The sequence below is a fragment of the Synechococcus sp. A15-28 genome, from assembly GCF_014280175.1.
In the GTDB taxonomy this organism is placed as follows: Bacteria; Cyanobacteriota; Cyanobacteriia; order PCC-6307; family Cyanobiaceae; genus Parasynechococcus.
The window spans coordinates 1,168,171-1,193,509 of record NZ_CP047931.1 but is presented as its reverse complement, the minus strand read 5'-3'; the positions used below and the strand labels follow the sequence as shown (position 1 = coordinate 1,193,509).

Below are 25,339 nucleotides of genomic sequence, written 5' to 3'. Positions count from 1 at the left end.
TGAATTGCCGAACCTGTGCTGTTCTGACGGGCAGTCGTTCCATCACGCTCATTCGACATGGCTCTGCTCTGGGAGAACCTCGCCACTCAGCTGGATCGCGTACGCGCCACCACTACAGCTCCGCTGAGCAGCACCTCCACGTCCTCCACCGCAGTGGCCGATGACCCGTCCGATCGTCGTCGTCGACTGGAGACCGCACTTGAGGCCATCAAGGACAGCGGCAACGCCATGATGATCGAATCGCTGAAGGCCGCGATCGAAGGTCGTCAGGCCAACCTGAATCTGCCGGAGCTCCCCGACGGCATCGCCAAGTTTTAGTCCACCTCTCCTTCGAACAGGGTTTCGAGGGGCTCCGCTTCGATCCCCTCGATCTCGCGCAGATAACGGGCCAGCACGTCGCTCTGGCCGTGGGTGACGTAAACCTTCCTGGCTCCGGACTGACGCACCGTCTGAATCAGTCCAGGCCAGTCGGCGTGATCACTGAGCACGAACCCCCGCTCGTAACCTCGGCGCCGCCGGGCCCCCCGGACGGCCATCCAGCCTGAAGCGAAGCCCGTCTGCGGGGAACGGAAGCGACGCATCCAGCTGGAGCGATGGGCCGAGGGCGGTGCCAGCACCAGGCGTCCGGCCAGGTCGTCTGATCTCGGAAGATCACTGACCGGTCGGCTGGGTGTCATCGGTACAGCTGCTTCCCGGTAGTGACGGGTCACGGTTTCAACAGCACCGTGCAGCAGCACCTCCTCATTCACGCCGATGGCGTTGAGCTCCGCCATCAGCCGCTGCGCCTTGCCGAAGGCATAACAGAACAGCAGCGATGGTCTCTGCCTGTCCCCCTGCCACCAGGCGCGGATGTCTTCGGCGACATCCGCCCCGGCCTGCCAGCGATAAATCGGCAGCCCGAAGGTGGCCTCCGTGATGAGCACGTCGCAGGGGACCGGTTCAAAGGGCTCGCAGCTGGGATCGGCATCCCGCTTGTAGTCCCCGCTCACCACCCACACTTCACCATCCACCTCCAGACGGATCTGGGCTGATCCGAGCACGTGGCCGGCGCTGTGGAACGACACCCGGCATTGCCCCAGCCAGTGCTCCTCGCCGTACTGAACCGGGTGCAGGGTGATGTCCTTGCCGAGGCGTTGACGGAGCACGCCTTCACTGCTGGCCACAGCCCAGTACTCACCGCATCCGGGACGGGCGTGGTCGGCATGGGCATGGGTGATCAGGGCTCGGGGTACCGGACGCCAGGGATCGACCCAGGCATCGGCGGCCTGGCAGTACAGCCCTTCATCCGTGCGTTCAATCACTGAGGATCAGCTGACAGGATCAAGGAGATCGCTGGTACGACGATGCGACCCGACGAGGACCAGGATTTCCGCGAAGCCTGGGCACAGCACTTTCCGTGAGGCGGGGGTGGAACAGTTCAACGATCACTACGACGACGGATACGACGATGACTGAGCTGGCCGGAGTTAGCGACTCATCTCCAGCATCCGTTCGATCGGCCTGAGGGCCTGCTGGCGCAGCTCCTCGTTGAGTTCCACCGCCGGCTCGAGGGTCTCCAGGCAATCGTGCAGCTTCTGCAGGGTGTTCAGTCGCATGTACGGGCAGGCATTGCAGCTGCAGCCATCCAGCCCGGGAACATCGATCAGGGTTTTGGATGGCACCCGCTGCTTCATCTGATGCAGGATCCCAGGCTCGGTCAGCACGATGAAGGTGTCAGCCGCGCTGGTTTGGGTGTGGTTCAGCAACTTGCTGGTGGACCCGATGAAATCCGCCAGATCCAGAAGGTTCTCCTGGCATTCCGGGTGAGCAATCACCTCGGCCTCAGGGTGCTCAATCTTGAGTTGAAGAACCGCCTCCTCGCTGAAGGTTTCGTGGACGATGCAGCGGCCCGGCCAGAGGGTGAGCTCCCGCCCGCTCTGACGTTGCACCCAGCGCCCGAGGTTCTGATCCGGGGCAAACAGCACGGGCTGGTCATCGGGCAGCTGACGCACCAGATCAACGGCATTGCTGCTGGTGCAGATCAGATCGCTCTGGGCCTTCACGGCGGCGGTGCAGTTGATGTAACTCACCACCACGTGGTCTGGGTGCTGTTCGCGAAAGGCGGCGAAGGCTTCGGCGGGACAGTCCTCGGCCAGGGAACAGCCGGCATCGAGATCTGGCAGCACAACCGTTTTCTGTGGGCTCAGGATCTTGGCGGTCTCCGCCATGAAATGAACACCGCAGAAGGCGATCACATCGGCATCGGTGCTGGCGGCCTTGCGGGACAGCTCGAGTGAATCACCGATGAAGTCAGCGATGTCCTGGATTTCAGGCTCCTGGTAGTAGTGGGCCAGGATCACGGCATTGCGCTCCTGCCGGAGTCGGTTGATCGCCGCAACGAGGGCGGTGTCAGCGCTCATCGGAGTCTGGACGGGGCAGGATGGCCTCAGCCTAGGCATCTGCTCTGACGCATCTCCGTCTTGCGATTGCAGGAGATCTGCACGGCGCCTGGGGGGCAGAGGATGAGCTTCTGCTGGACAAGCTTCAGCCCGATGCCGTTCTGTTCGTCGGTGATCTCAGTGATGGCGATCTTCGGCTGACTCGGCGCATCCGTTCATTGCCTCACCCCATGGCCGTGATCCTGGGGAACCACGACCGAGGTCGGGATCGCAGCGGCGGGGTGCTTCGGCAGCAACTTGCTGTGCTCGATGGCGCTCACTGCGGCTGGCAACGGCTGAGTCTCGACCCCGTGCCGCTCTCGATCGTGGGGGGACGCCCCTGCAGTTCCGGCGGGGGGTTCCAACTCTCCAAGGCTGTCGAGGCCGTGTACGGACCGGTGTCTTTGGAGGAATCCGTTCAGCGGATCACCAAGGCGGCGGCTGCGGTGCCCGCGGACCAGCCCCTAGTGGTTATGGCCCACTGCGGACCCACCGGTCTCGGTTCGGATCCCTCCAGTCCCTGCGGTCGTGACTGGAAAAGCCCGGCACTGGACTGGGGCGATCAGGATCTGGCCCTGGCTCTCGATCGCATCGCCCGCCATCGCATTCCCGATCTGGTGGTGTTCGGCCACATGCATCACCAGCTCAAACGAGGCTCCGGCCTGCGTCAGAGCCTGGTGCGTGACCGCCGTGGCACGGTTTATCTCAATGCTGCCTGCGTCCCCCGCAGCGGTCGCGACGCCGGGAATCAGCAGTTGTTGCATTTTTCATGGGCTGAATTTGAGGGGCCAGCCCTGACCCACCTCAGCCATCGCTGGTATCAACCCGACGGTCGACTGATGCACCAGGAGCTTCTGCCCCGTCAGGAGCCCCTGGCGTGCTGATTTACGTCTGCAGCAGCAGCCATGGCTTTGGCCATGCCGCCAGGGATGCCGCCGTTCTCCAGCAGCTGCGCCGGCTTCGTCCCGACTGGCGCCTTGTGATGAGTTCGCAGGTCAGTCCTGGGTTTTTGTCGCTGCTGCTGGGGGATGAGCACATCGAACAACGCCCCTGCCGCTGGGATGTCGGGATGGTTCAGGCCGATGCCCTCGGTTCCGATCCGTCCGCCACGCTGATCGCCCTGGCTGAGCTGGATGCCCGATTGCCGCAGCAGGTGCAAGCGGAGGCGAGCTGGATCCGGGAGCAGGGGCGGCCTGTGTTGATTCTGGGGGACATTCCCCCCGCTGCAGCACAGCTGGCTGAAGCCGTTGATGCTCCTCTGGTGTGGATGAGCAATTTCGGCTGGGACGAGATCTATCGCCCCTTCGGCGGCGCCTTCGAGCTGATGGCGGAGCGTGCCCTGGAGTCCTACAGGTGCGGGCAACTGCTGCTGCGCTGTCCTTTTGACCTCGCGATGGACTGGGGATTGCCTGAGCAACGGCTTGACCTGGTCTGCAGCAGCCCGAGGCCGTTGCCGATCGTGCTTCAACAGACGCTCGAGGCCCTGGATCAACTGATCATTCAGGTGGGTTTCGGCGGCATGGGCCTGGATCTGGATCCGCAGCTGTTCGCCCACTGGCCGGATCATCACTTCCTGATGGCCTGTCCGCCCGATCCGAACACCTCCGCGCGATTGGCCGGTATCGCCAACCTGACGCTGTTGCCTGACGGAATTCGTCCCCTGGATGCGTTCCCCTTCTGTGAGCGACACATCGGCAAGCCGGGCTTCAGCACCTTCTCTGAGGCCCTGTCCCTGGAGCTGGGCCTGCATGTGGTGGAGCGCCGTGATTTCGCCGAGGTCAGTGCCTTGATGCAGGGATTGATCCGACATGGACATCACCGACTGCTGAGCCGCGATCAACTCACCTCTGGTGATTGGCAACTGGACCGACCCCTGGTTCCGCCGGAGGCGGAGCCACTGGCGGCTGATGGCGCGTTGCAGGCGGCGGAGCAGCTGATCCAGCTCGGTGAGTCTTTGTGTAATTGATTACGCAAAAATAAAAAAAATGACTCAGCGGCGACATTTGCTGACGCCACTGATGCAATGGCCGATTTGTTGACTGGCATATATACCTATTGATCTTGCATTCGTCTTCGACAAAGTCATGAAGGGAAGAAAAGGTATTCTTTTCGCCCGCCGGAGGCAATCATCCGCTTCTGATCGCTTCGGCCTCTTTGGTGTCTGTTCCCTGAATGCTTTTTATGGTTATCCACGCTCTGATCGGTCGTCAGTCGCTTATCGCGGCCGTCATCGCTGGATCCATTCCGCTTGTTGTCTCGCCAGCGCCGTCCACGGCGACGCTTCTTCCTCCCAATTCCCGTGCTCAGCTGCTGAGTGAGCCCGGCACCGCTCCGTCCAGGGCCATTCCTTATGTGATCACCCCGGAACGCCGGGCGATGCTCAACACCATCCGTTTTGCCGAAGGCACCTGGAAAGGTGGTCTCGATGTGGGGTATCGCGTGATGTTCGGCGGGGGGCTCATGCCTTCGCTCGATCGCCATCCCAACCGCGTGATCTACCGATCGCGCTACGCCAGCGCTGCTGCTGGTGCTTATCAGTTCATGCCGTTCACCTGGAATCTGGTGAAGCGCAGCATCGGTGTTCGGGGCTTTGGTCCTGAAGCGCAGGACCAGGGCGCGTTGTTCCTGATTCAGCGCCGCAAAGCCCTCGGCCTCACTGATGCAGGCACACTCACGCCCCTGCTCACCGCCAAGCTGGCTCCGGAATGGGCTTCATTCCCCACCCTTGCCGGTCGCAGTTTCTATGGTCAGCCCGTCAAGAAGTATTCGCGCCTGCGTTCCTTCTACACCGTGAATCTGCAGGAACTTCGCCGGATCCGAGACCTGAAGCGTCAACAGCTCGCTCTCGAGCTGAGTCCGCCTCCAGCCATCTGCACCGGGTCCCGCATCGCCTGCGCGACCCAGCTCTGAGGATCTCCCCTCAGCTTTCCGGTTCCTGGTTGAGCCGCCGCCCCACCGTCGCCTGAGCGATCAGATAAGCGACAATGGCGCCCGCCAGGAAACCGACCCCATTCCTCACGATCGGCAGGATGTCTGAGGTGCGGGTGATCACCGGTGCGATGCCGAACACGCCGAACAACATCACCCACAGCGGGGAGAGCAGCAGCAACCAGGACCAGGCCACGGTTTCCCCTTCTTTGCGGGGATAAGCGGCAAATCCGGCAATCAGTCCACCCACGGCTGAGGTGGTGAATGTCCACAGCCATTGCTCCAGGGGAAGCCCCGGCACCACCTGACATCCGCCCCGTTCCAGGCACACCGCGACGGCATTCAGAGCATCAACGATGGCGCCATCCTCACCGTGCTCCTTCACGTAGTACTGATTGCCGAATCGTGTCTGCAGTTCGACCCAATAAGTGCGGGGCATCAACGCAAAAAAGGCATCGCCCACGTTGAAATTCAGCAGGTTGCCTCCACGGGGGTCCGCCACCAGCAGCAGACTGCTTTCGTCCAGCCCCCAGAATTCCTTGACGGCACGGCCAGGGGTGCGTTCGTATTGCGTCAGAACCCGCAGCTTCCAGCCGGTGGCCTCCTCCACGTCATTCAGCCTCTTTTCCAGAGTGGAGCGTTGGGGATCGGTGAACGCCTTGGCCAGATCGATCACCGGGGTGGGGTGGTCAGGCAGTAGCTCGGGATTGTCGTAGGCATGGGCCGGAAGCCCTCCCGTCAGCGTGATCAGGGTTGTCAGCAGCACAGCCCACAGCCCTGCGATGCGATGTGTTCCCATAGACCTGCTGCAGTGACGGGCATTCTCTCCAATGAATCCGACAGCTGCGGTCTGTCCTCCCTGGTTGGCAACGCTTCTCCACCAGGCCGGTGGCACGGTTCCCTTCCGCCAATTCATGGACTGGGCCCTATATCACCCGGAGCACGGTTACTACGGATCCGGCCGAGTACGAATCGGCCCCCAGGGTGATTTCGCCACCTCTCCATCGCTGGGCCCTGATTTCACAACTCTGCTGGCCCGACAGCTGATCGATCTGTTGCGCACCCTGCCGGATCAGTCAGTCAGGTTGTCGTTGGTGGAGGTCGGTCCGGGTGAGGGTGATCTTGCGGCTGAACTGCAAACGGCGCTGGCGCACCTGGCCCCCGATCTGATCGAACGCTGTGAGCTTGTTCTCGTCGAACGCAGCCCCGCCCTTCGCCAACGCCAGCGGCAAAGGCTTGCTGGGCTCGGCGGTTGTCCTGTGCGCTGGTGCTCAATCGAGGAGCTTCAGGCCTCACCGGTTCAAGGCGTCGTTCTCGCCCATGAACTGCTCGATGCCTTCCCCGTGGATCGACTTGTGGTTCATCAGGGTGAGCTCCAGCTTCAGGGGGTGGTGCTCGCGGAGCAAGATCAATTGGCCTGGACGTCACTTTCGCTTCCCAGCCCGCTGGAAGAGGACCTCAAGCGCAGTGGGATTGATCTGCCCCCGCCTGGCAGCGATGACGGTTGGGCCACCGAATGGCACGTCAGTCTGCGGCGCTGGTTTGCTTCGCTGGCCTCAGCAGTGTCCGACGGGGCTCTGCTGGTGATCGATTACGCCCTCGAGGCCTCCCGCTACTACGCCGCCCGTCGGGCGGACGGGACGCTCATGGCCTATCGCAACGGAATGGCAGGACTGGATCCCCTGGCCCATGCCGGGGAGCAGGACCTCACCGCCCATCTCTGCATTGAGACCCTCACGGCGGCTGCTGCGCAGCACGATTGGCAGTTACGGGATCAGAGGAGACAGGGCGAAGCGCTGCTTGCCCTCGGTTTGGCCGATCATCTGCACGCCCTGCAGCAATTACCGGCCACAGACCTGTCCCAGGCGCTGCGCCGGAGGGAGGCTCTGCTGCGGCTGGTGGATCCTGCCGCCCTCGGTGACTTCCGCTGGCTCCTGTTCAGCCGCGGAGCCCGAGCGGAACGGTTCAGCTTCGCAACTGCTCCAGACAACGCAGGATCTCATCCCGGTTGATGTCATCGCGGATCTCCACATGGCCAATGGCTGTGGGCAGCACGAATCGCAACCGACCGTCCTTCACCTTCTTATCCCCCTGAAGAGTGCGCAGCACCGCATCAGGGTTGAGATCCGGCCACGCGGTCGGCAGACCGCAGCGCTGGATCAATTGCTTCTGGCGCTCGGCGTCCTTCTCGGTCCAGCTGCCACGGTTCAAGGCCAGCTGGCCAACGGCCACCATCCCGATCGCCACCGCTTCTCCGTGCAGCCAGGTGCCGTATCCACAGAGGGTTTCCACCACGTGGCCAAAGGTGTGGCCGTAATTCAGGACAGCGCGCAGGCCCCCTTCCCGTTCATCTGCGGCAACCACCCGTGCTTTGGCCGCTGCCGATCGTTCCAGAATGATTTCAAGCCGGCCGCTGCCCAGGCCCGGAGCTGAATCGGGTTCAGGCCCTTCCTCCAGGCAGTGGAAAAGATCGGGATCGCCAAGAATTCCATATTTGATTACCTCCGCCATGCCCGCCCGGAACTCCCTGATGGGCAAGGTGTTGAGCGTCTCAGGATCGATCAGCACCAGACTCGGCTGGTGAAAGGCGCCGATCAGATTTTTGCCGCCGGGATGGTTCACCCCTGTCTTGCCGCCGATGGCGGCATCGACCATCGCCAGCAGAGTGGTGGGAACCTGAATCACCCGGATTCCACGCAACCAGGTGGCTGCTGCGAAGCCGGTCATGTCTCCGACAACCCCTCCCCCCAGGGCCAGCATCAACGAGCTGCGCTCCAGGTGCCGTTCGAAGGCAGCGTCGTGGATGGCGGCAACCGTGGCTGGCGTTTTTCGGTCTTCCCCCGCATCAATCACCAGCAGGTCGGCATGGAAGCCCTGCTGGGCCAGGCTCTGCAGACACGCCTCTCCGTAGGGGCCGGCCACGTCAGGATTGCTGACCACAAGGATCCGGCGACCGGGCTGAATGCCCGCTGTCAGCAGTTCGTCCCCGAGGCGATTCAGCCCACCGGCGCCGATCACCACCTCGTAGGGGTAGCGTTCCAGAGCGACGGAGATCCGACGCAGAGTTGGTGAGGCGACCATGGAGCGTCCAGCCGATGCAACCACTCTGCCGGGCGGAGACGGTGAACCCGCCGTAACCTCAGGCCAGTGTCGGTTGGAACGTTGCGCCGCAGTCTCGTTGCCTGGGCGTTTCTGTTGCCGGCCCTGGTGCTGATCAGTCTCTCGGTTCTGCTCCCGGCGCTCATGGCTCTGGTGATGAGCTTCACCGCGTCCGGCCTGGACGTGAGCGAGCCACTCCGCTTCGTCGGCTTGGCCAACCTGCAGCGGCTCCTCCTGGATCCGATGGTGCGGCGGGTGCTGCTCACCACGTTTCTGTATCTCTGCGGAGTTGTTCCGCCGATTGTTCTCGGTTCACTGGCTCTGGCGGTTCTGGTGAACCGCGGTCTGCCCGGCAGTCACCTGATGCGCGGCGCCTTCTACACACCGGTGTTGGTGTCGATCGTGGTGGCAGCCATCGCCTTCCGTTGGCTCTATGCAGAAAACGGTCTGATCAACGGATGGCTTGCCGAACTGATCGGCCCGTCGTTCACCCCCATCGGTTTTCTGACGTCACCACAGCTGGCTTTGCCGGCAGTGATGGTGGTGACGTTGTGGAAAGGGCTCGGGTATTACATGGTGATCTTTCTGGCGGGTTTGCAGGGCATCCCCAAAGAGCTCTACGAGGCGGCGGAGCTCGACGGCAGTGAGGGATGGCGTCAGCACGTGGACATCACCCTGCCCCTGCTGCGGCCCTATGTCTCCCTTGTCGCTGTGGTGTCGTCCATTGCGGCCACGAAGGTGTTCGAGGAGGTGTTCCTGATGACCCAGGGTGGGCCTGCAGATTCAACCCGGACGATCGTTTATTACGTGTACGACCAGGCCTTCGCCGAACTGGAGATCAGTTACGCCTGCACCCTCGGTCTGGCGTTGTTCCTGGTGGTGATGCTCTTCACCCTGGTGCGTCTGGCCTTCAGTGGCGACCGTGCCCTGATCTGAGAGGTCAGGCGCTCCATTGAGTGGCAAGCTGCGGAGGATTGCGCACCCATGGGGAATGACCACCACGGCCGAGATGATCGGTGTCGTCGGCGGCGGCCAGCTCGCTCGCATGATGGTGGAGGCTGCTGCAGAACGGCAGGTGGCCGTGGCGGTTCAGACCGGTTCCACTGACGACCCCGCCTGTGCCGGTGCATCCCGTCAGGTGACAGCGGATCCTCGCGATGTGGCCGGAACCCGCCAACTTGTCGTGGGTTGCCAGGGGGTCACCTTCGAAAACGAGTGGGTCAACATCGACGCCCTCATCCCCCTCGAACAGCAGGGGGTACGGTTCCGACCGGCCCTCGCCGCCCTCTCTCCACTGGTCAACAAGCTGTCGCAGCGCCAGCTTCTGGCGGATCTCGCCATCGCCGCACCACCCTGGTGTCCGTTGAGTCAGATCTCCGCGGCCCAGCCAGCCCTGCCGAAAGGTTGGTCATTTCCGGTGATGGCCAAGGCGGCCCACGGCGGATACGACGGCAAGGGGACCGTTGTCGTGGAGTCCGTTGAAGACCTGGCTCGTTTGATCCGCAGTGTGGACGGCGACGACTGGCTGCTGGAGTGCTGGGTGACGTACGAACGGGAGCTGGCGCTGGTGGTGAGTCGTGATGCCCAGGGACGGGTCCGCAGCTTCCCCCTGGTGGAAACCCATCAAAGTCAGCAAGTCTGTGACTGGGTTCTGGCTCCAGCGGCGGTGGATCAAGGGGTGGAGGCTCAGGCCTACAACGTGGCCGCGTCTCTGCTCACCAAACTCAACTATGTGGGGGTTCTGGCCCTGGAGTTTTTCTTCGGTCCCGACGGTCTGCAGGTGAACGAGGTGGCTCCTCGTACTCACAACTCCGGCCACTTTTCGATTGAAGCCTGCAGCAGCAGTCAGTTCGATCAACAGGTTTGCATTGCGGCCGGTCTACCGGTGCCAGCCCCTGAACTCACCAGCAATGGTGCCCTGATGGTGAATCTGCTGGGGCTTGAGAATCCCTCCCGATCCCTGGAGCAGCGGCTGGATGCCTTGGCGGCTCTGCCGGATGCGCACCTGCACTGGTACGGCAAAACACCGGAAACTCCTGGTCGCAAGCTTGGTCACGTGACCGTGCTCCTCCCGGGACCCGATGCCAAACAGCGTGAGCAGCAAGCCCAGGCCGCACTGGAGCTGATCCGCGGGATCTGGCCATCCTCCGGTTGAATTCAGCCCTAAGCTGAAGCTTGAACTGCTGTGTTGGTGACGGCCTTTTTCTAGTGCTCTGATCTGACTCTCTTTCGACTTGGGGAGACTGTCGTGACGGTGACGTAGACCGGCCATGCAGCCGGAAACGAAACCCCACTTTGTCGCCCCTTCTGGTTCTTCCAGGTCGACCACTGGGGCTCGCACGGCATGGCGGTTCACCCTTTTCCCAGGCTGAGGATGCCAACGCTGCTGGTTGTGATCGGACTTGTTCTGGCTCAAACCGAGCCAGTCCGTTTCCTTCCTGATGAAGCACAGGTGGCTTGCCGCGCCATCCTTCCCCAATGCTTTCGACGGGCGGACTGGGCTGAGCTCTGTGCCAGTCAGCCTGAAATCAGAGTGTCGTTCCCGGACGCATGCCGAATGGCCGAGGGCCATTGATCAGCAGCCGATCAGGGACGGTGCTCATCCACAACCTGCTGCAGCTGACTCTGCTCCAGCTCGGTCACGACGAAAACCTCCTGAACACTGCTTCCCTTGCGAGCCATCAGCTTGAATCCGCCACGGATCGGGGTTGAAACCCTGAGTTGAAGGGTCTGACTTCGCCCCTTGACCCGATTGATCACCGCCGGGGTCACCGTCTGAATGCGCCGATCCTTGGCCAGGCTTTTCAACCAGGGAATCAACCCATCCACGTAGGTGCTGTGGGTGATGACGACCCGGCCCAAACCTTGAGGAAATCCGCTGAACGAAACAACGCTAGCCAGCCTGGCTATGCCGGAGTGAGCCACCTGTGGCCGTGATGCTCAAATCAGTCGATGCACTGCGACGCACTGTGTCCGGTCCGTTGGTGGAGCGTTGCGGTTCTGAAGCGAGGATGCTGACGGCTGAACTGCATGGCCGGGAAGTGCGGGGACTGGCGTTCTGCCCTGGTCGGGTGGTGCGATTTGTTCTCGATGCCCAGACGCAACGGCTGCAGACCGTGGATCTTCTGCGATTGACCAAAGCAAGCCGGAAACCGGCAGCCTGAGATCAGCAGCGTTCGAGGGGAGCCATGGTCAGCCCCTCTGCGGAGAGTTGCTGGTGGTAGAGCTCGGCCTGTTCGAGTGGACCGCACCACACTTCAGCTGCCCCCTGTCCGTCGATGCGATTGGCGAGGTTCCAGGCCTTCTCCTCACTCATGCCCGGAATGATCTTCCGCAGACAGTCCACGACATGCTGAAACGTGTTGACGTCGTCATCGAGAACGATCACACGGGCCTGGGGATAACGCTGGGTGGTGCTCTGGCGCTCAAGCAACGACGCTGAGCCAGGACTGGAGCTGCTCATGACAGTTGCTTCAAACGAAGAAAGTTTGTCGTGGACCCTAGGTAGGATCCGCCCATCGAGGAATTCAAGTTCATGCTCTTCACCGTTGCCTGGGCATCGCTCGCCGCCATGTTCAGCTTCTCCATCGCCATGGTGGTGTGGGGTCGCAATGGCGACGGAACGCTGAACTTCTGAGGCTTTGAACGGTCCTGCGACGTTCACGCTCACTCAGGGGCTGGAGATCACCGCAACAGTTCTCCTTGTTTTCGTCACTGTTTCCGTGATCTATCTGTCCGTCGTCGAGTGGCGAGACAGACGTCGAGGTCGATAACGCTGTCATGGGGTTGGCGAAGCGTCTCCGTTGGGTTGCAGTTCACCCGCTCACCTCATCAGCACTGCTGCTTCTGATTGTGTTCCCCCTGGTGCGCTTGTCCGCTCCAGAGTGGCGCGAGTCTGCTGGTGGACCAGCCACCCTGCATCGCCTGCTGGCCGTGTCGGACCTCCTGCAGAGCTATCGGGTAGAGGCCAAGCAACCACCACCCCAGCGATGGCAGCAGCGACTGGGCACTGAGGAGGCAAGCCGTCTTTGGACGGCCAGTGACGGCTCCATCTGGTGGACGGCCTGGCTCAATGGCGGCTCAGCCGTTCTGCTGCTGCCGGCGACAGCATCGAATCGCTCCTCCGAACAGTCGATGCCGCGGTTGGTGTTCGCCGACCCTGGGCAGGCCAGTGTTTTTGAGCAGCAGTCTCGAAAGGGCCGCCCACCTCGATCGAGACTGATGAAACAGTGCCTGACGCGTCTGATCGAGGGGCCAGCGGTGCTTTGGTCTGCTGAGGCTTTGCCCACGATGGCTGGCCCCATCTCTGCCTTGCTGCAGTCGGCCTCTCATGGTTGCCTCAGCCTGTCCCGCCACGGAACGCGTCTGAGCTTCCTCGGTGTCGTGGCGTCTCGTCCTCTGGACCGTGCACCTGCTGCCGCGCAGTGGGTTGCGCCTGAGTCCCGTTGGAGCGAACGACAGCCCATGACCCCTGTGGTTCATCAATCAGAGCTTGTACGGCTCGTCAGTCCCAGGACAGATCTGCTGTTGGGAGGCCTCCTGGACAATGCTTCGATCAAGCAATCACTGGAGACCAATTTCGGACTCCCGCTGACGACGTTGAAGAGCCTGTTGGATGCTCCGATTCAGATTCGCCTGGAATCAAAGGACAGCGGACCCTTTCAGGCCGTTCTGCATCTGGAGCTGCAAACGACGCTCAAACGACACGATCTGGCGGCAGTTCTCAGCCGTGTTGGCCATGCCCTCGAGGGGCGTGGCCTGGAGCGACGCATCGAGGACGTCATCAATCCGGATGGTCGATCAGCCAGCCCAGCGGTGGTTTGGTCTCGAGCTGGTGGAGCGTCCTTGGGAGGTTGGATTCTCCCGCCTTCAAAGGATTCGCCGCAGCGCGTCAGCCTGAGTGTTGGTGGGCCTCCGCTGCCCTTGGATCGCACCAGCTCCAGCGCAGGCCGAGAGCTGACCCTCAGCGTGCGGCCCGCTGATCTGATCAAACGGGATCTGATGTCCCAGAGCTGGTCAGCATCGATTCGGGAAGCTGGGGCTCTTCAACTGCGGCTCGTGCCGTTGTTGAGGAGCAAGTCTGACTGGCAATGGATGGAGGGTCAGCTGGCTGATCCCTGAGCAGCCTCCGCCAGCCGTCTTTCCTTCTTGCGCCGCTCGGCGGCGAGGGTTTCCTGCATCAGCTCCACCGCCTGTTCCATCCGTTCGCTGTTGGAGGAGAACACGGTCAGGTCCTTTTCAACGCGCTCAGCCGGTAAACCGAGGTCCGCTGACAGGTCGACCGCCTGTTTCCGCAGGGCCTCAGCATCTTTCTCTGCGTTGCCTGCGGAGGCTTCCAGCAGTGCAAACAGTCCAACGGCCATGAGCCTGGAATAGTGAGCCCCATCGGACAGGGACTGTTGCTTCAGCCAGGTGTGCAGGGAATCATCCGAATGCCCCTCGGCTTCTTTCAGTGATTGCTGAGCGCTCTCTTTGAACTGTCCAGCATCGAATCCGTTGCTGCTGCAAAGAGCCGAAAGCAAGGCTGCCGGGTGCTCTGCGGGGCGGTATCCCTGGGTGAAGCGCTCAAACACGGTGTTGAGCCCGACGGCGAACAGGTTGTTGGCTTGAAAACCAGTCTGGTGACTGAGCAGATGCAGCTCCACGAGGAGTTCGTCAGCAACCCGGCGGTACAACGGTGCAATGACGTGGGGAAAGGCCTGATGAAAGGCGCGCTTGCTGTCCGCAATGGTGTGACGCTCAGCCAACGTGCGTGCTCTCAATCGAATGGCAGTGACCCTAGCGCCGAAGACATCGCCGTTAGGATTAACCGACTCGCAGGGACGCCATGATTCCAATCGTTATCGAGGAGTCAGGCCGTGGTGAAAGGGCTTTTGACATTTATTCGCGCTTGCTGCGCGAACGCATCATTTTTCTAGGTGAAGCCGTTACCAGTGACTCGGCCAACCGGATCGTGGCTCAGATGCTCTTCCTTGAAGCGGAAGATCCTGAGAAAGACATTTACCTCTACATCAATTCACCGGGCGGTTCCGTTTACGACGGTCTCGGCATCTTTGACACGATGCAGCACATCAAACCCGATGTGCACACCGTTTGCGTTGGTCTGGCCGCCAGCATGGGAGCGTTTCTGCTCTCCGCTGGAACCAAAGGGAAGCGCAGCAGCCTTCAGCATTCCCGGATCATGATTCACCAACCCTTGGGTGGTGCCCGTGGCCAGGCCAGTGATATCAGGATTCAGGCCGACGAAATTCTTTATTTGAAGGATCGGCTCAACCAGGAGCTGTCGGATCGCACTGGGCAACCGCTCGATCGAATTCAACAGGACACCGATCGGGATTTCTTCATGGCCCCAGGAGAAGCTGTTGAGTACGGTCTGATTGATTCGGTGATCGACAAACGCCCTGTTCAGGCTGTCGAGTGAAATCGGGCTTGCCCAGCAAAATCTGCCCTGTCTGTAACCGCCCCTTTCAGTGGAGAAAGGCCTGGCGCAACAACTGGGATTCAGTGATCTACTGCTCAGAACGATGCCGTAGAAGGAAAGGGAATAACGATCAATCGGAAAATCGATAAAACATACGAAATAGACTCTAGATATTTCAAGCGTCGGAATTTTGTTCTGAGAGCAAATCGTTTTTACTATTTTTCAATGTTTTCCAGAGACTCTTGATCTGCTCATAGGCTTCTTCCTGACTGATTTTTCCGTTGGCTTGAAGCCCCACGATCAATCCGATTCGATCAGCAAATTGTTCAAGGTTCTGATGAAAGGCGGCTCTCTGAGGGGTCCAGTCTTTTCCGTGAAAACTGCTGAACATCTCCATCGGATTTCGAATCCCATCCTGTTCAGCCACTGAAACGATATAAAAAATGGTCTGCTCAATCCTAAGAAGAGCAAACCAGGTTGCATATGGTTTGTCAGTTGAGCGTCACGTCAATCGAGCGTTACGACAGACCGTTCCTTGTCTGGAACCTGCGTGAACTCAGCAACCACTGCTGCAAATTCGCCGCCATCCATGGTTTCTTTCTCAATCAGCAGTTCCACCAGACGGTCCATGGCTTCACGATTGGCCGCCACCAGAGAAACGGTTTCCTCGTAGCAACGCTTGACCATCTGACGCACCTGTTCATCAATCTGCTGGGAGATTGATTCCGAGATGTCATTGCGGGACATCAGATCCCGACCGAGGAAGACTTCCTGACCACCACCCTCGAGTGCCACAGGGCCGAGATCACTCATACCCAGGCGCGTCACCATCTGACGGGCCATGGAGGCCACCTGCTGAATGTCGCCGCCAGCACCGGTGGTCACTTCCTGATGTCCGAAGACCACGGCCTCAGCAGCGCGGCCGCCCAGGGCTCCCATGATTCTCGCCTTGAGCTGAGCTCTCGTGACCAGGGTCTGTTCCTCATCGGGTGAGAACCAGGTCAGACCCTGTGCCTGTCCGCGAGGAATCAGGGTGACTTTCTGGACCGGATCGTGGTCCTTGACCAACGTGCCGATCAGGGCATGACCGACTTCGTGATAAGCGATCAGACGCTTGCTGCGGCCGTCGGTCAAGGGGCGACCCTCCATGCCGGCAATGATGCGATCAACGGCATCATCGATTTCGCTGAGACCAATGGACTCCTTGCGGCGACGGGCGGTGAGGATGGCGGCCTCATTCATCAGGTTGGCCAGGTCTGCACCGGTGAAGCCTGGGGTGCGGCGGGCAATGCTTTCGAGCGAGAGCTCCTCCTCAAGCTTCTTGTTTCGGCAGTGCACTTCAAGAATGGAGAGGCGACCTTTGATGTCAGGCGCATCAACGGTGACCTGGCGGTCGAAGCGACCCGGACGCATCAGAGCGGAGTCCAGGACATCCGGTCTGTTGGTCGCGGCAATGATGATGATGCCGCTGTTTCCTTCGAAACCATCCATCTCGGTGAGCAGCTGGTTCAGGGTCTGCTCCCGTTCGTCGTTGCCGCCACCGATGCCGGCACCACGTTGGCGACCCACAGCATCGATCTCGTCAATGAAGATCAGGCAGGGACTGTTCTCCTTGGCTTTTTTGAATAGATCGCGGACCCGGCTTGCACCGACACCCACAAACATCTCAACGAATTCAGACCCAGACAGGGAAAAGAAGGGAACGCCAGCCTCTCCGGCAATGGCTTTGGCAAGCAGGGTCTTGCCGGTGCCCGGAGGGCCGACCAGCAGCAATCCGCGGGGGATCTGAGCACCAACGGACGTGAAGCGTTCGGGCTGCTTGAGGAAGGTCACCACTTCCTGAAGTTCCTGCTTGGCCTCAGCGACGCCGGCGACGTCATCGAACATCACGCCGGTTTCCGCTTCCATCATGAAGCGGGCCTTGCTCTTGCCGAACTGCATGGCCTGGCCGGGACCACCGGGCATGCCGCTGTTGCGGCGCGCCAGGAAGATCAACGAACCGATCAGCAGAACTGGGAACAGCAGATTGCCAAGGAGTCCAAGGGCAGGTGGAGCCGTGCGTGGGGGATGAATGTCGAAGCTGATGCCTTCCTCTTTCAGGGTGTTGACCAGCTCGGGTGCCAGACCGGGAAGATCCACCCGCAGACGCTGAACTCGGTTGTCCAGGTCGGGATCCACCGCTTCGATCACGGCATTGCGGCCACCGTCGTAGATGTCGACCGCGGTGACGCGACCGGCTTCCACGTAGTCGAGGAAGCGGCCGTAGCTCATGCGTGCCACAGCTGCATTGCGAGGAGCCACCGTGGTGCCTCCGGCGTTCTGGTTGTTCAGACCACCGTTACTGATCACCTGCCAACCGATCAGGAGCACGACGCCGATGGGCAGAAGCCAGAGGGCGACGAGGCGCCAACGCTGATTCATGATCCTGAGAAATGATGAGCGACTGTAAAGCAGGAAAAAGGCAGGCGTGACGGGGTTCAGAGGCTTCTGAGCGCCACGATCGGATCGAGTTTCGCAGCCCGACGGGCCGGGACGACGCCGAAGAACAGTCCGATGGAGCCGGACAGGCCGACGGTCACCAGAACGGTGGTGAGTCCGATGCTGGCTGGCAGGGGGCTCACCGCTGCGACGAGCGCCACCGTTCCAAGTCCTGTGGCCGTGCCGATGGCGCCACCGAGGCTGGCCAGCACCAGAGACTCCACCAGGAACTGCTGGAGAACATCACTGCTGCGCGCACCGAGAGCTTTGCGCAGACCGATCTCCTCGGTTCGTTCGCTCACCGAGACCAGCATGATGTTCATGATCCCGATGCCTCCGACCAGCAGAGAGATGCCACCGATGGCGGCAAGCATCAGGGTGAGTCCACCGGTGATGGTGCCGACGATGGTGAGGGCATCCTTCTGAGAGCGCACCGCGAAGTCGTCGTCCCGGAGGATCCGATGGCGCTGACGCAGCAGGTTCGTGATCTGGAATTTGGCGGCGCTGGTGCTGGCTTCATCCCTCGCCTCAACGCTGATGAAACTCAGGCTGACGCCATAGGTGGGATCACGACCGGTGAGCCGGGTCACCATCGTGCTCAGGGGGATGTAAGCGTTCTCGTCCTGGTTGCTGCCGAACACCGCCCCCTTGGGGGCCATCACTCCGATCACTTCAAACGCCTGGTTGCCAATGCGGATCTGCTGTCCAAGCGGGTCCCCGGTGGGAAAGAGTTTGCTGCGCAGGTCGGGACCAATCACCGTCACAGCACGGGCAGCCTGGTTGTCCTGCGGAGAGATGAAGCGGCCGCTGGAGATCTCAAAACTGCGCACCGGTAGGAAATCAGCCGTGATGCCGGAGATCGAACTGGTGGCTGTTCTGGCTCCTGCCTGAACGACCTGACTGCTGGTGATCTGAGGAGCGACACGACGGACGCTGGGCACCTGCTCAACGATCGCTTCAGCGTCCTGAAGAACCAGGGTCTTCGGGAACGCCACCCCGCGGCGGCGGGTGTCGTTATTGCCAGGAACCACGAACAGCACGTTGGCGCCGAGGTTGCTGAGCTGCTCTTCCGCCAGACCCTGGGCACCGCGTCCGACTCCCACCAGCGTGATCACAGACGCGTTGCCGATCACGATGCCCACCATTGTCAAAAGGCTGCGCAGCCGGTTACTGCGCAGGGTGGTTAGGGCCATCCTCACGGTTTCCGTTGGTGGCATCCGCCGGGTCATCTCAGCTCAGCGGGCAGATGTCATCAGATCATGTTGACGGGTGATTCCTCGGAACTGACGATCCCCACCTTGACCAGATCGGTGGATCCCGAAACGCCCGTATGGGTGCCAGCGGTCTGAACCACAAGATCGCCTTCCTTGAGCAATCCCAGGGTCTTGGCCTTGGTCATGGCCGCCAGGAAGGTGTGGGTGGTGCGTTCATGCTGAGGAATCACAAGCGGCTTCACACCCCACACCAGCTGCAGACGGCAGGCCACGGTTGGATCCGGTGTGATGGCCAGAATCGTTGCTGCAGGGCGGAACTTACTGACGTTCTTGGCCGTGGCCCCAGTCTTGGTGAGGGGAAGAATCGCCGAGGCATTGAGTTGGCTGGCGATCGTGCTCACCGCACCGCTGAGGGCATTCGGCACCGTGCTGGCCAAGTGGCTGTCGACGGAACGCTCCGGGTAGTCCTTTTCAATCCGGCAGGCGATGGTGGCCATCGTCTGAACGGCCTCCACCGGAAAATCGCCAACGGCCGTTTCGTTCGACAGCATCACGGCATCGGTGCCATCAAGAATGGCGTTGGCCACGTCGCTGACCTCGGCCCTGGTGGGGCGGGGGCTGGAGGCCATCGAATCCAGCATCTGGGTGGCTGTGATGATCGGGATTCCCAGGGAGTTGGCCTTCTGGATCAGTTCCTTCTGCAACAGAGGAACCTCCTCCGCCGGCATCTCCACACCGAGGTCACCCCGGGCCACCATCACGCCGTCGCAGAGGGGAAGGATGGCGTCGATCTGATCGATGGCCTCGAACTTCTCGATCTTGGCGACGACGGGGGTTTCGTGGCCCTGCTCACGGATCAGGCCGCGGATCTCCTCCATGTCGGAGGGGTTGCGTACGAAACTCAGGGCGACCCAGTCCACGCCCTGGGAGAGCCCGAATTCCAGATCCACCTTGTCCTTGTCCGTCAACGCCCGGACAGACAGCTGCACATCCGGGAAATTCACTCCTTTGTTATTGGACAGCACGCCACCGACGGTGACGCTGCAGTGCAGGGTCTGCTCCGCCTGATCAACCTGCTCAACCTTCATTTCCACGCGGCCGTCGTCCAGCAGGATCCGGCTGCCGGCGGTGACCTCATCGGCCAGCTTGTCGTAGGTGACCGTGGCGATGGTCTGGTTGCAACTCACCGGCCTGGAGGTCAGGGAGAAACGGTCTCCATTGGCGAGGGTGATCGGACCATCAGCGAAGCGACCCAGTCGGATTTTCGGGCCCTGCAGGTCCTGAAGGATGCCGATGTTGATGCCCAGCTCTTCGGACACCTGGCGAATGGTCGCGATGCGAGCCGCATGCTCGCTGTGATCGCCGTGGGAAAAATTCAGCCGAAAGGTGGTGGCACCAGCCTGAACCAGTTCCTTGATGCGTTCGGAACTTTCCGTGGCTGGACCGATGGTGGCCACGATCTTGGTCCGACGGTTCTGATCGAACTGGCCCATACCGAGGCTCAAAAACCTTGCGGAAACTACCATCCAGGCGTTGTCAGACCGTGGCCATGGAGCTCAATGCCTATCAGGATGCGGCCCGGAGTACAGCCGCCTACCCCCAGGTGGGGCAGAACCCCATCTACCCGACGCTGGGTCTGACGGGAGAAGCCGGCGAGGTGGCGGACAAGGTCAAAAAGGTGTTGCGTGATCGTGAGGGGGTGTTCGATCCGGAGACGAGGGAAGCGATCAAGCTCGAACTGGGAGATGTGCTCTGGTATGTCGCCCAGTTGGCCCGTGAGCTGGGTTATGACCTTGAAGAGGTCGCCTCGGCCAATCTCGACAAACTGGCCAGCCGTGCGGCCCGTGGTCGCATCACCGGCAGTGGAGACCATCGCTAGGAATTCATGTCCCAACGTCTGCTGCCCCTGCTCGCCCTGCTGATTTTGCTGATAGGGGTGCACCCCGTTGATGCAGCCGAGCTGAACCTCAGTCATCTGAGCCTTGAGCCCTGCTCTGTTGAGGATCCCGGCAACCAACCGGACTTTTCCCGACCCACGGGAGCAACGTGTTACGTGCTCAGCGGAGATGTGGAGAATCCCGGCCGCAAAGCCGTCGTGGATACCGATGTGTTTGCTCGGATCCTCGATGCCAGTGGAGAACCGATCCTTCCGAATCGAACTCGGATCGGTTCGATTGGAGACGTTGGTCCCGGTGTGCAGAACTTTGCCCTGAGGCTCTCCGTCCCTGCAGGGACACCGGGCCCGTTTGAGATTCGCAATCCCCGTGCCCGGGTCAAGGCACCCGTCCGCGCATCTCACCAGCGTTGATGACGATGACCTGCTGCCGCTGGAGCAGGCGATTCAGTGAATCAGAAGCCCAGGCTCATCGATTGAAATTGCGCGCTGGATGCCATCAGCAGACCCTGCAGCACCCGCAGGGCGATGAAGGCCAGGATGGCTGAAAGGTCGATCCCGCCGATCGGCGGGATCACCCCACGGAACATGTTGAGGTAGGGGTCGGTGATGGATGCGACGCCACCCAGCACTGGATTGCTGAAGTCGATGTTGGGAAACCAGGTGAGCAACACCCGCACGAACAGCACGAAGAGGTAGATGTTCACGGCGGTGGACAGCACCAGCAGCAGATAGGCGATGCCGCTGGTGAGCATGGTTGTGTCCACGGTTCGTTTCGAATTCTTCGAAAAGTCTATGCAGCCCGAGCCGGTGGGTCCTGCCCCAGGTCCGGAAGCACCGAAAAGGTGCGATGGAACTTTTCAGAGAGCGTGATCCAGTACGAGCGACCTTCGCTTTGACGGCGTCGTTCGATGAAGTCCTGGGCCAGCAGCTCCTTGATGTGGTCATAGGCACCGGAGCCCCGCAGATCCACAAGATCGGATTGAAGGATGCGCTTCTTCAGGGCAATCGTTGCCAGGGTCCGCAGCGTGGCGGTGGAGAGATTCACCGGCAACATGTTCTGAACCAGGTCCGCAAGGGCCGGACGCAGCTGCAGACCGAAACGACCGTTCTGGTCCACGATCTCCAGCGCTGTATCCCGCTGGGCGTAGCCAGCTGAGAGGGCCAGCAGGGCCTGCTGCACCGCCTGGGGTTCGGCTCGGGCGAGCTCAGACAGCTCATTGAGACCGATGGGACGACCCTTCAGGTAGAGGATGGCTTCGATCTGGGCCGCAAGAGACGGTGTGGACATCGCGAACCGCCGCAATGGCCCAAGGTATCGCCGTCAACGTCAGAGGAACAGGGTGTAGGCCGGATTGTCGGTTTCGTCCCAGTGGGGGTAGCCAAGTTCCTCGAGAAAGGCTGTCCACTGGGAGTGTTCGTCAACCGGAATAAGCACGCCCACCACGATCCGACCCACGTCAGCTCCATGGTTGCGGTAGTGGAAGATGCTGATGCTCCAGCCGGGGTTGAGGGCAGTGACGAAACGCATGAGCGCTCCCGGCCGCTCCGGAAATTCAAAGCGATAAAGAAGTTCCAGGCAGTCCCCGGCACAACTTGTCCTGGAGGCGGTGGGTAGACGGCCCCCCACCATGTGACGCAGATGAACCTTGGCGAGTTCGTTGTCGCTGAGATTGAGGCACGTGAATCCCTGCTGGTCGAGGCCATTCACGAGCTGGTGGCGATCCTGCTCCCCGTCCACCTGCACGCCGATGAAGATGTGGGCTGATGCGCCCTCACTCATCCGGTAGCTGAATTCAGTGAGGCTGCGATGGCGCAGGTGATCACAGAGCGATCTGAGGCTTCCTGGATGCTCAGGGATTTCCACCGCCAGCATGGCTTCGCGGTTTTCCCCCAGCTCGGAACGTTCGGCGATGAACCGCAGCCGATCAAAGTTCATGTTGGCCCCACAGGCCACGGCCACAAGCCGACGGTTGCTGGAACGGCGATCGGCCACGTCCTGCTTCAACCCAGCGACAGCCAGGGCACCAGCCGGTTCAAGGATGGAACGGGTGTCTTCAAAGACGTCCTTGATGGCGGCACAGATCGCGTCCGTATCGACACGAACCATGCGGTCCACGAACTGCTGCGCCAGGGCAAAGGTGTGCTCCCCCACCTTGCGCACAGCAACACCATCGGCGAACAGTCCCACCTGTTCAAGCTCAACCCGTTCTCCCTTCTCGATGGATTGGGCCATGGCATCCGCATCCAGCGGTTCCACTCCGATGATTTCGGTGCTTGGCCAGAGTTGTTTGACGTAAGCGCCGATACCGGCGATCAGTCCGCCACCGCCAACAGCCACGTAGATGGCATCCGGTGGTTCCTGGCACTGCCGCATGATCTCCAGGCCAATGGTCCCCTGGCCCGCGATCACTTCGGGGTCATCGAATGGGTGGATATAGGTGAGACCCTCCTCCGCGCAACGCTTTCGTGCCTCTGCCGAGCATTCGTCATAGGTCTCCCCATGGAGCACCACCTCCCCCCCCAGGGCACGGACAGCGCGCACCTTCACTTCGGGAGTGGTGGCCGGCATCACGATGACGGCGCGGCAGCCGAGCTTCCCTGCACTCAGAGCCACCCCCTGGGCATGGTTCCCGGCGCTCGAGGCGATCACACCGCGGCTCAGCTCTTCCTTGGTGAGCTGGGCCATGCGGTTGTAAGCACCACGCAGCTTGAAAGAGAACACCGGTTGAAGGTCCTCACGTTTCAGCAGCACCTCATTGCCGAGTCGGCGACTGAGGTTGGGGGCGGGGTCAAGCGGTGTCTCCCGCGCGACGTCGTAGACGCGAGCCCGAAGGATCCGCTGGAGATAGTCGGTCATCCCTCCATTCTCCCCATGTTCAGGGCTAACGGCTCCAAGGAACGGACGCCGTAGATTGCATGAACTGGAGCGCATGGTGCATGCATCTCGGAGATCTGACGCATCCGAACGAGCTGCATGGCCTCAGGCTGTCCGAGCTTGAGGATGTCGCCCGTCAGATACGCGATCGTCACCTCCAGGTGGTGTCCACCAGCGGTGGTCATCTCGGACCAGGTCTCGGGGTCGTTGAGCTCACCCTGGCGCTGTACCAGACCCTTGATCTCGACCGGGACAGGGTCATCTGGGACGTCGGGCACCAGGCCTACCCCCACAAATTGATTACCGGTCGTTTCAACGACTTCCACACCCTGCGCCAGCAGAACGGCGTCGCCGGGTATCTCAAGCGCTCTGAGAGCAACTTCGACCATTTCGGTGCCGGCCATGCCAGCACGTCGATTTCTGCGGCCCTGGGCATGGCGATGGCCCGGGACAATCGCGGAGAGGACTTCAAGTGCGTTGCCGTGATTGGCGATGGTGCCCTTACCGGTGGCATGGCCCTGGAGGCGATCAACCATGCCGGTCACCTGCCTGAGACCCCCTTGCTGGTGGTTCTCAACGACAACGACATGTCGATTTCACCCCCGGTGGGTGCCATCTCCAACGTTCTGAATCGGGCACGGCTGAGTCCGCCGATGCAGTTCATCTCCGGCAGTGTTGAGGAAAGCGTTCGCCATCTGCCCTTCATGGGAGGTGAGCTCCCGGCTGAGCTGACCCGCCTGAAGGGCAGCATGCGTCGCCTTGCGGTGCCCAAGGTCGGGGCTGTCTTTGAGGAGCTGGGCTTCACGTACATGGGCCCGGTCGATGGTCATGACATCGGCGAAATGATGCGGACTTTCCAGGCCGCCCACCGGGATGGCGGTCCTGTGCTGGTTCATGTGGTCACCAAGAAAGGCAAGGGTTACCCCTATGCCGAAGCTGACCAGGTCGGTTACCACGCTCAGTCCGCCTTTGATCTGAGCACCGGTAAAGCCATTCCCTCGAAGAAGCCGAAACCTGCCAGTTACAGCAAGGTGTTTGGCCAGACGCTGGTCAAGCTCTGCGAACAGAACAGCCGTGTGGTGGGCATCACCGCGGCCATGGCCACAGGAACCGGACTTGATCTTCTCCAGAAGGCTGTTCCGAAGCAATACGTGGATGTCGGCATTGCAGAGCAGCACGCGGTCACCCTGGCGGCCGGCATGGCCTGTGAAGGTCTGCGCCCGGTCGTGGCGATCTACAGCACCTTCCTGCAGCGCGCCTATGACCAGTTGATCCACGATGTCGGCATTCAGAACCTTCCGGTGACCTTCGTGCTGGACCGGGCCGGCATCGTCGGTGCCGATGGCCCGACGCATCAGGGCCAGTACGACATCAGCTACATGCGCTCCATCCCCAACTTCACGGTGATGGCTCCCAAGGATGAGGCGGAACTGCAGCGGATGATGGTGACCTGTCTCAACCACGACGGACCCACCGCCCTGCGCATCCCCCGAGGATCCGGTGTTGGCATGCCATTGATGGAGGAAGGCTGGGAATCGCTCCCCATCGGACGAGGCGAACTGCTTCGCGAGGGTGACGATCTGCTGATCGTGGCCTACGGCTCCATGGTTCACCCTGCCCTGGACACCGCCACGCTGCTGGAGGAAGCAGGTCTGTCCACCACCGTGATCAACGCGCGCTTCCTGCGCCCTCTGGATCAGGCCTTGATCCATCCGCTGGCTCGGCGGATTCAGCGGGTGGTGACGATGGAAGAGGGTGCTCTGGCCGGCGGATTCGGCGCCGCTGTGCTCGAGTCGTTGTCCGATCAGGACATCAGCGTGCCGCTCCTGCGCATCGGTATTCCGGACAAGATGGTGGATCACGCCACACCGCAGCAGAGCAAGGAATCGCTCGGACTGACTCCGGTTCAGATGGCCGAGCGCATCCGCCGCCGGTTTGAGCTCAGTGGCCGTGACTTTGCCGGTGCCTCATCGCTGCCGGCGGTTCAATCCTGAGCGGGGCACTGATCTC

Annotated in this window: 29 protein-coding genes, 1 other RNA gene and 1 pseudogene; 17 read left to right on the top strand and 14 right to left on the bottom strand. The window is 61.2% G+C overall.

Features of this window, described 5'->3' with window-relative positions; genetic code table 11:
• The first annotated feature begins 57 nt into the window (after nucleotides 1-57).
• Complete coding sequence (locus SynA1528_RS06530; protein WP_186586062.1) at nucleotides 58-318, top strand: hypothetical protein; 261 nt, start codon at nucleotides 58-60, stop codon at nucleotides 316-318.
• Here the strand turns inward: SynA1528_RS06530 and SynA1528_RS06525 are convergent.
• Together SynA1528_RS06525 and nadA are read right to left on the bottom strand one after the other, a co-directional pair.
• Complete coding sequence (locus tag SynA1528_RS06525; RefSeq protein WP_186586061.1) at nucleotides 315-1,301, bottom strand: ligase-associated DNA damage response exonuclease; 987 nt, start codon at nucleotides 1,299-1,301, stop codon at nucleotides 315-317. The two genes, SynA1528_RS06530 and SynA1528_RS06525, sit on opposite strands and share 4 nt — an antisense overlap.
• Nucleotides 1,302-1,466: 165 nt before the next feature.
• Nucleotides 1,467-2,399: a quinolinate synthase NadA gene (gene nadA / locus SynA1528_RS06520; RefSeq protein ID WP_186586060.1), complete on the bottom strand. Its 933-nt coding sequence runs from the start codon at nucleotides 2,397-2,399 to the stop codon at nucleotides 1,467-1,469.
• A gap of 44 nt (nucleotides 2,400-2,443) precedes the next feature.
• On the opposite strand from nadA, the gene SynA1528_RS06515 reads away from it, so the two are divergent.
• The 3 genes from SynA1528_RS06515 to SynA1528_RS06505 all read left to right on the top strand — a co-directional run bounded on the left by SynA1528_RS06515 (nucleotide 2,444) and on the right by SynA1528_RS06505 (nucleotide 5,327).
• Nucleotides 2,444-3,301 (top strand): TIGR04168 family protein, encoded by an 858-nt coding sequence (locus SynA1528_RS06515; RefSeq protein WP_186588324.1) that lies wholly within the window; start codon nucleotides 2,444-2,446, stop codon nucleotides 3,299-3,301.
• Nucleotides 3,295-4,383, top strand: a complete 1,089-nt coding sequence (locus SynA1528_RS06510; protein WP_186586059.1) for a hypothetical protein — start codon at nucleotides 3,295-3,297, stop codon at nucleotides 4,381-4,383. Before SynA1528_RS06515 ends, SynA1528_RS06510 begins: the two co-directional genes overlap by 7 nt.
• A gap of 215 nt (nucleotides 4,384-4,598) precedes the next feature.
• On the top strand, nucleotides 4,599-5,327 hold the full coding sequence (locus SynA1528_RS06505) for a glycoside hydrolase family 24 protein (RefSeq protein ID WP_186586058.1): 729 nt from the start codon (nucleotides 4,599-4,601) through the stop codon (nucleotides 5,325-5,327).
• A gap of 10 nt (nucleotides 5,328-5,337) precedes the next feature.
• On the opposite strand, the gene SynA1528_RS06500 is transcribed toward SynA1528_RS06505, so the two are convergent.
• On the bottom strand, nucleotides 5,338-6,144 hold the full coding sequence (locus tag SynA1528_RS06500; RefSeq protein ID WP_186586057.1) for a TPM domain-containing protein: 807 nt from the start codon (nucleotides 6,142-6,144) through the stop codon (nucleotides 5,338-5,340).
• A 64-nt stretch (nucleotides 6,145-6,208) separates the two neighbouring features.
• On the opposite strand from SynA1528_RS06500, the gene SynA1528_RS06495 reads away from it, so the two are divergent.
• Complete coding sequence (locus SynA1528_RS06495; protein ID WP_286187752.1) at nucleotides 6,209-7,357, top strand: class I SAM-dependent methyltransferase; 1,149 nt, start codon at nucleotides 6,209-6,211, stop codon at nucleotides 7,355-7,357.
• Here the strand turns inward: SynA1528_RS06495 and aroB are convergent.
• On the bottom strand, nucleotides 7,311-8,426 hold the full coding sequence (gene aroB, locus SynA1528_RS06490; protein WP_186586056.1) for a 3-dehydroquinate synthase: 1,116 nt from the start codon (nucleotides 8,424-8,426) through the stop codon (nucleotides 7,311-7,313). The two genes, SynA1528_RS06495 and aroB, sit on opposite strands and share 47 nt — an antisense overlap.
• 81 nt (nucleotides 8,427-8,507) lie before the next feature.
• Here aroB and SynA1528_RS06485 point away from each other — a divergent pair, with 81 nt between their 5' ends.
• The 4 genes from SynA1528_RS06485 to SynA1528_RS06470 all read left to right on the top strand — a co-directional run bounded on the left by SynA1528_RS06485 (nucleotide 8,508) and on the right by SynA1528_RS06470 (nucleotide 11,019).
• Complete coding sequence (locus SynA1528_RS06485; protein ID WP_186586055.1) at nucleotides 8,508-9,380, top strand: carbohydrate ABC transporter permease; 873 nt, start codon at nucleotides 8,508-8,510, stop codon at nucleotides 9,378-9,380.
• A gap of 55 nt (nucleotides 9,381-9,435) precedes the next feature.
• Nucleotides 9,436-10,599 (top strand): 5-(carboxyamino)imidazole ribonucleotide synthase, encoded by a 1,164-nt coding sequence (locus tag SynA1528_RS06480; RefSeq protein ID WP_286187751.1) that lies wholly within the window; start codon nucleotides 9,436-9,438, stop codon nucleotides 10,597-10,599.
• A gap of 19 nt (nucleotides 10,600-10,618) precedes the next feature.
• A non-coding RNA gene (gene ssrS, locus SynA1528_RS06475) (6S RNA) lies at nucleotides 10,619-10,802 on the top strand.
• A gap of 16 nt (nucleotides 10,803-10,818) precedes the next feature.
• On the top strand, nucleotides 10,819-11,019 hold the full coding sequence (locus tag SynA1528_RS06470) for a hypothetical protein (RefSeq protein ID WP_186586054.1): 201 nt from the start codon (nucleotides 10,819-10,821) through the stop codon (nucleotides 11,017-11,019).
• Nucleotides 11,020-11,030: 11 nt separating this feature from the next.
• Here SynA1528_RS06470 and SynA1528_RS06465 read toward each other — a convergent pair whose 3' ends face one another.
• The gene (locus SynA1528_RS06465; RefSeq protein ID WP_186586053.1) at nucleotides 11,031-11,306 is read right to left on the bottom strand and encodes a DUF2103 domain-containing protein; all 276 of its coding nucleotides are present in this window, start codon (nucleotides 11,304-11,306) and stop codon (nucleotides 11,031-11,033) included.
• Nucleotides 11,307-11,380: 74 nt separating this feature from the next.
• On the opposite strand from SynA1528_RS06465, the gene SynA1528_RS06460 reads away from it, so the two are divergent.
• On the top strand, nucleotides 11,381-11,608 hold the full coding sequence (locus tag SynA1528_RS06460) for a hypothetical protein (protein ID WP_186586052.1): 228 nt from the start codon (nucleotides 11,381-11,383) through the stop codon (nucleotides 11,606-11,608).
• 2 nt (nucleotides 11,609-11,610) lie between these two features.
• Here the strand turns inward: SynA1528_RS06460 and clpS are convergent, their stop codons facing one another.
• Nucleotides 11,611-11,907 (bottom strand): ATP-dependent Clp protease adapter ClpS, encoded by a 297-nt coding sequence (gene clpS / locus SynA1528_RS06455; protein WP_186586051.1) that lies wholly within the window; start codon nucleotides 11,905-11,907, stop codon nucleotides 11,611-11,613.
• A gap of 72 nt (nucleotides 11,908-11,979) precedes the next feature.
• On the opposite strand from clpS, the gene petN reads away from it, so the two are divergent.
• Nucleotides 11,980-12,081: a cytochrome b6-f complex subunit PetN gene (gene petN / locus SynA1528_RS06450; protein WP_011128167.1), complete on the top strand. Its 102-nt coding sequence runs from the start codon at nucleotides 11,980-11,982 to the stop codon at nucleotides 12,079-12,081.
• A 149-nt stretch (nucleotides 12,082-12,230) separates the two neighbouring features.
• On the top strand, nucleotides 12,231-13,565 hold the full coding sequence (locus SynA1528_RS06445; protein WP_186586050.1) for a hypothetical protein: 1,335 nt from the start codon (nucleotides 12,231-12,233) through the stop codon (nucleotides 13,563-13,565).
• Here the strand turns inward: SynA1528_RS06445 and psb29 are convergent.
• A complete protein-coding gene (gene psb29 / locus SynA1528_RS06440) occupies nucleotides 13,547-14,191 on the bottom strand; it encodes a photosystem II biogenesis protein Psp29 (protein ID WP_186586049.1) in 645 nt (214 codons plus the stop codon). The two genes, SynA1528_RS06445 and psb29, sit on opposite strands and share 19 nt — an antisense overlap.
• Nucleotides 14,192-14,271: 80 nt before the next feature.
• On the opposite strand from psb29, the gene clpP reads away from it, so the two are divergent.
• Together clpP and SynA1528_RS06430 are read left to right on the top strand one after the other, a co-directional pair.
• The gene (clpP, locus tag SynA1528_RS06435; protein ID WP_186586048.1) at nucleotides 14,272-14,865 is read left to right on the top strand and encodes an ATP-dependent Clp endopeptidase proteolytic subunit ClpP; all 594 of its coding nucleotides are present in this window, start codon (nucleotides 14,272-14,274) and stop codon (nucleotides 14,863-14,865) included.
• Nucleotides 14,862-15,014, top strand: coding sequence for a DUF2256 domain-containing protein (locus SynA1528_RS06430; RefSeq protein WP_186586047.1), 153 nt, complete (start codon nucleotides 14,862-14,864; stop codon nucleotides 15,012-15,014). Before clpP ends, SynA1528_RS06430 begins: the two co-directional genes overlap by 4 nt.
• A gap of 26 nt (nucleotides 15,015-15,040) precedes the next feature.
• Here the strand turns inward: SynA1528_RS06430 and SynA1528_RS06425 are convergent, their stop codons facing one another.
• The 4 genes from SynA1528_RS06425 to pyk all read right to left on the bottom strand — a co-directional run bounded on the left by SynA1528_RS06425 (nucleotide 15,041) and on the right by pyk (nucleotide 20,050).
• Complete coding sequence (locus tag SynA1528_RS06425; protein ID WP_353616588.1) at nucleotides 15,041-15,292, bottom strand: DUF7219 family protein; 252 nt, start codon at nucleotides 15,290-15,292, stop codon at nucleotides 15,041-15,043.
• Between the two features lie 80 nt (nucleotides 15,293-15,372).
• Entirely contained in the window at nucleotides 15,373-17,286 is a 1,914-nt protein-coding gene (gene ftsH, locus SynA1528_RS06420) for an ATP-dependent zinc metalloprotease FtsH (protein WP_186586046.1), read from the bottom strand.
• A 56-nt stretch (nucleotides 17,287-17,342) separates the two neighbouring features.
• A complete protein-coding gene (locus tag SynA1528_RS06415; RefSeq protein ID WP_186586045.1) occupies nucleotides 17,343-18,572 on the bottom strand; it encodes an ABC transporter permease in 1,230 nt (409 codons plus the stop codon).
• A gap of 23 nt (nucleotides 18,573-18,595) precedes the next feature.
• Entirely contained in the window at nucleotides 18,596-20,050 is a 1,455-nt protein-coding gene (gene pyk / locus SynA1528_RS06410; protein ID WP_186586044.1) for a pyruvate kinase, read from the bottom strand.
• A gap of 56 nt (nucleotides 20,051-20,106) precedes the next feature.
• Here pyk and SynA1528_RS06405 point away from each other — a divergent pair, with 56 nt between their 5' ends.
• Together SynA1528_RS06405 and SynA1528_RS06400 are read left to right on the top strand one after the other, a co-directional pair.
• Nucleotides 20,107-20,436 (top strand): nucleoside triphosphate pyrophosphohydrolase family protein, encoded by a 330-nt coding sequence (locus SynA1528_RS06405; protein WP_186588321.1) that lies wholly within the window; start codon nucleotides 20,107-20,109, stop codon nucleotides 20,434-20,436.
• A gap of 6 nt (nucleotides 20,437-20,442) precedes the next feature.
• Nucleotides 20,443-20,905: pseudogene (locus SynA1528_RS06400) on the top strand (hypothetical protein).
• 1 nt (nucleotide 20,906) lies between these two features.
• On the opposite strand, the gene SynA1528_RS06395 reads toward SynA1528_RS06400, so the two are convergent.
• The 3 genes from SynA1528_RS06395 to ilvA are packed head-to-tail and all read right to left on the bottom strand — an operon-like array spanning nucleotide 20,907 to nucleotide 23,311.
• Complete coding sequence (locus SynA1528_RS06395) at nucleotides 20,907-21,206, bottom strand: YggT family protein (protein WP_049692832.1); 300 nt, start codon at nucleotides 21,204-21,206, stop codon at nucleotides 20,907-20,909.
• A gap of 38 nt (nucleotides 21,207-21,244) precedes the next feature.
• Entirely contained in the window at nucleotides 21,245-21,742 is a 498-nt protein-coding gene (gene scpB / locus SynA1528_RS06390) for an SMC-Scp complex subunit ScpB (RefSeq protein WP_186586043.1), read from the bottom strand.
• Nucleotides 21,743-21,781: 39 nt separating this feature from the next.
• On the bottom strand, nucleotides 21,782-23,311 hold the full coding sequence (gene ilvA, locus SynA1528_RS06385; RefSeq protein WP_186588200.1) for a threonine ammonia-lyase, biosynthetic: 1,530 nt from the start codon (nucleotides 23,309-23,311) through the stop codon (nucleotides 21,782-21,784).
• An 80-nt stretch (nucleotides 23,312-23,391) separates the two neighbouring features.
• Between ilvA and dxs the strand changes: the two genes are divergently transcribed.
• A complete protein-coding gene (gene dxs / locus SynA1528_RS06380) occupies nucleotides 23,392-25,323 on the top strand; it encodes a 1-deoxy-D-xylulose-5-phosphate synthase (protein ID WP_186588199.1) in 1,932 nt (643 codons plus the stop codon).
• The last annotated feature ends 16 nt before the right edge of the window (nucleotides 25,324-25,339 follow it).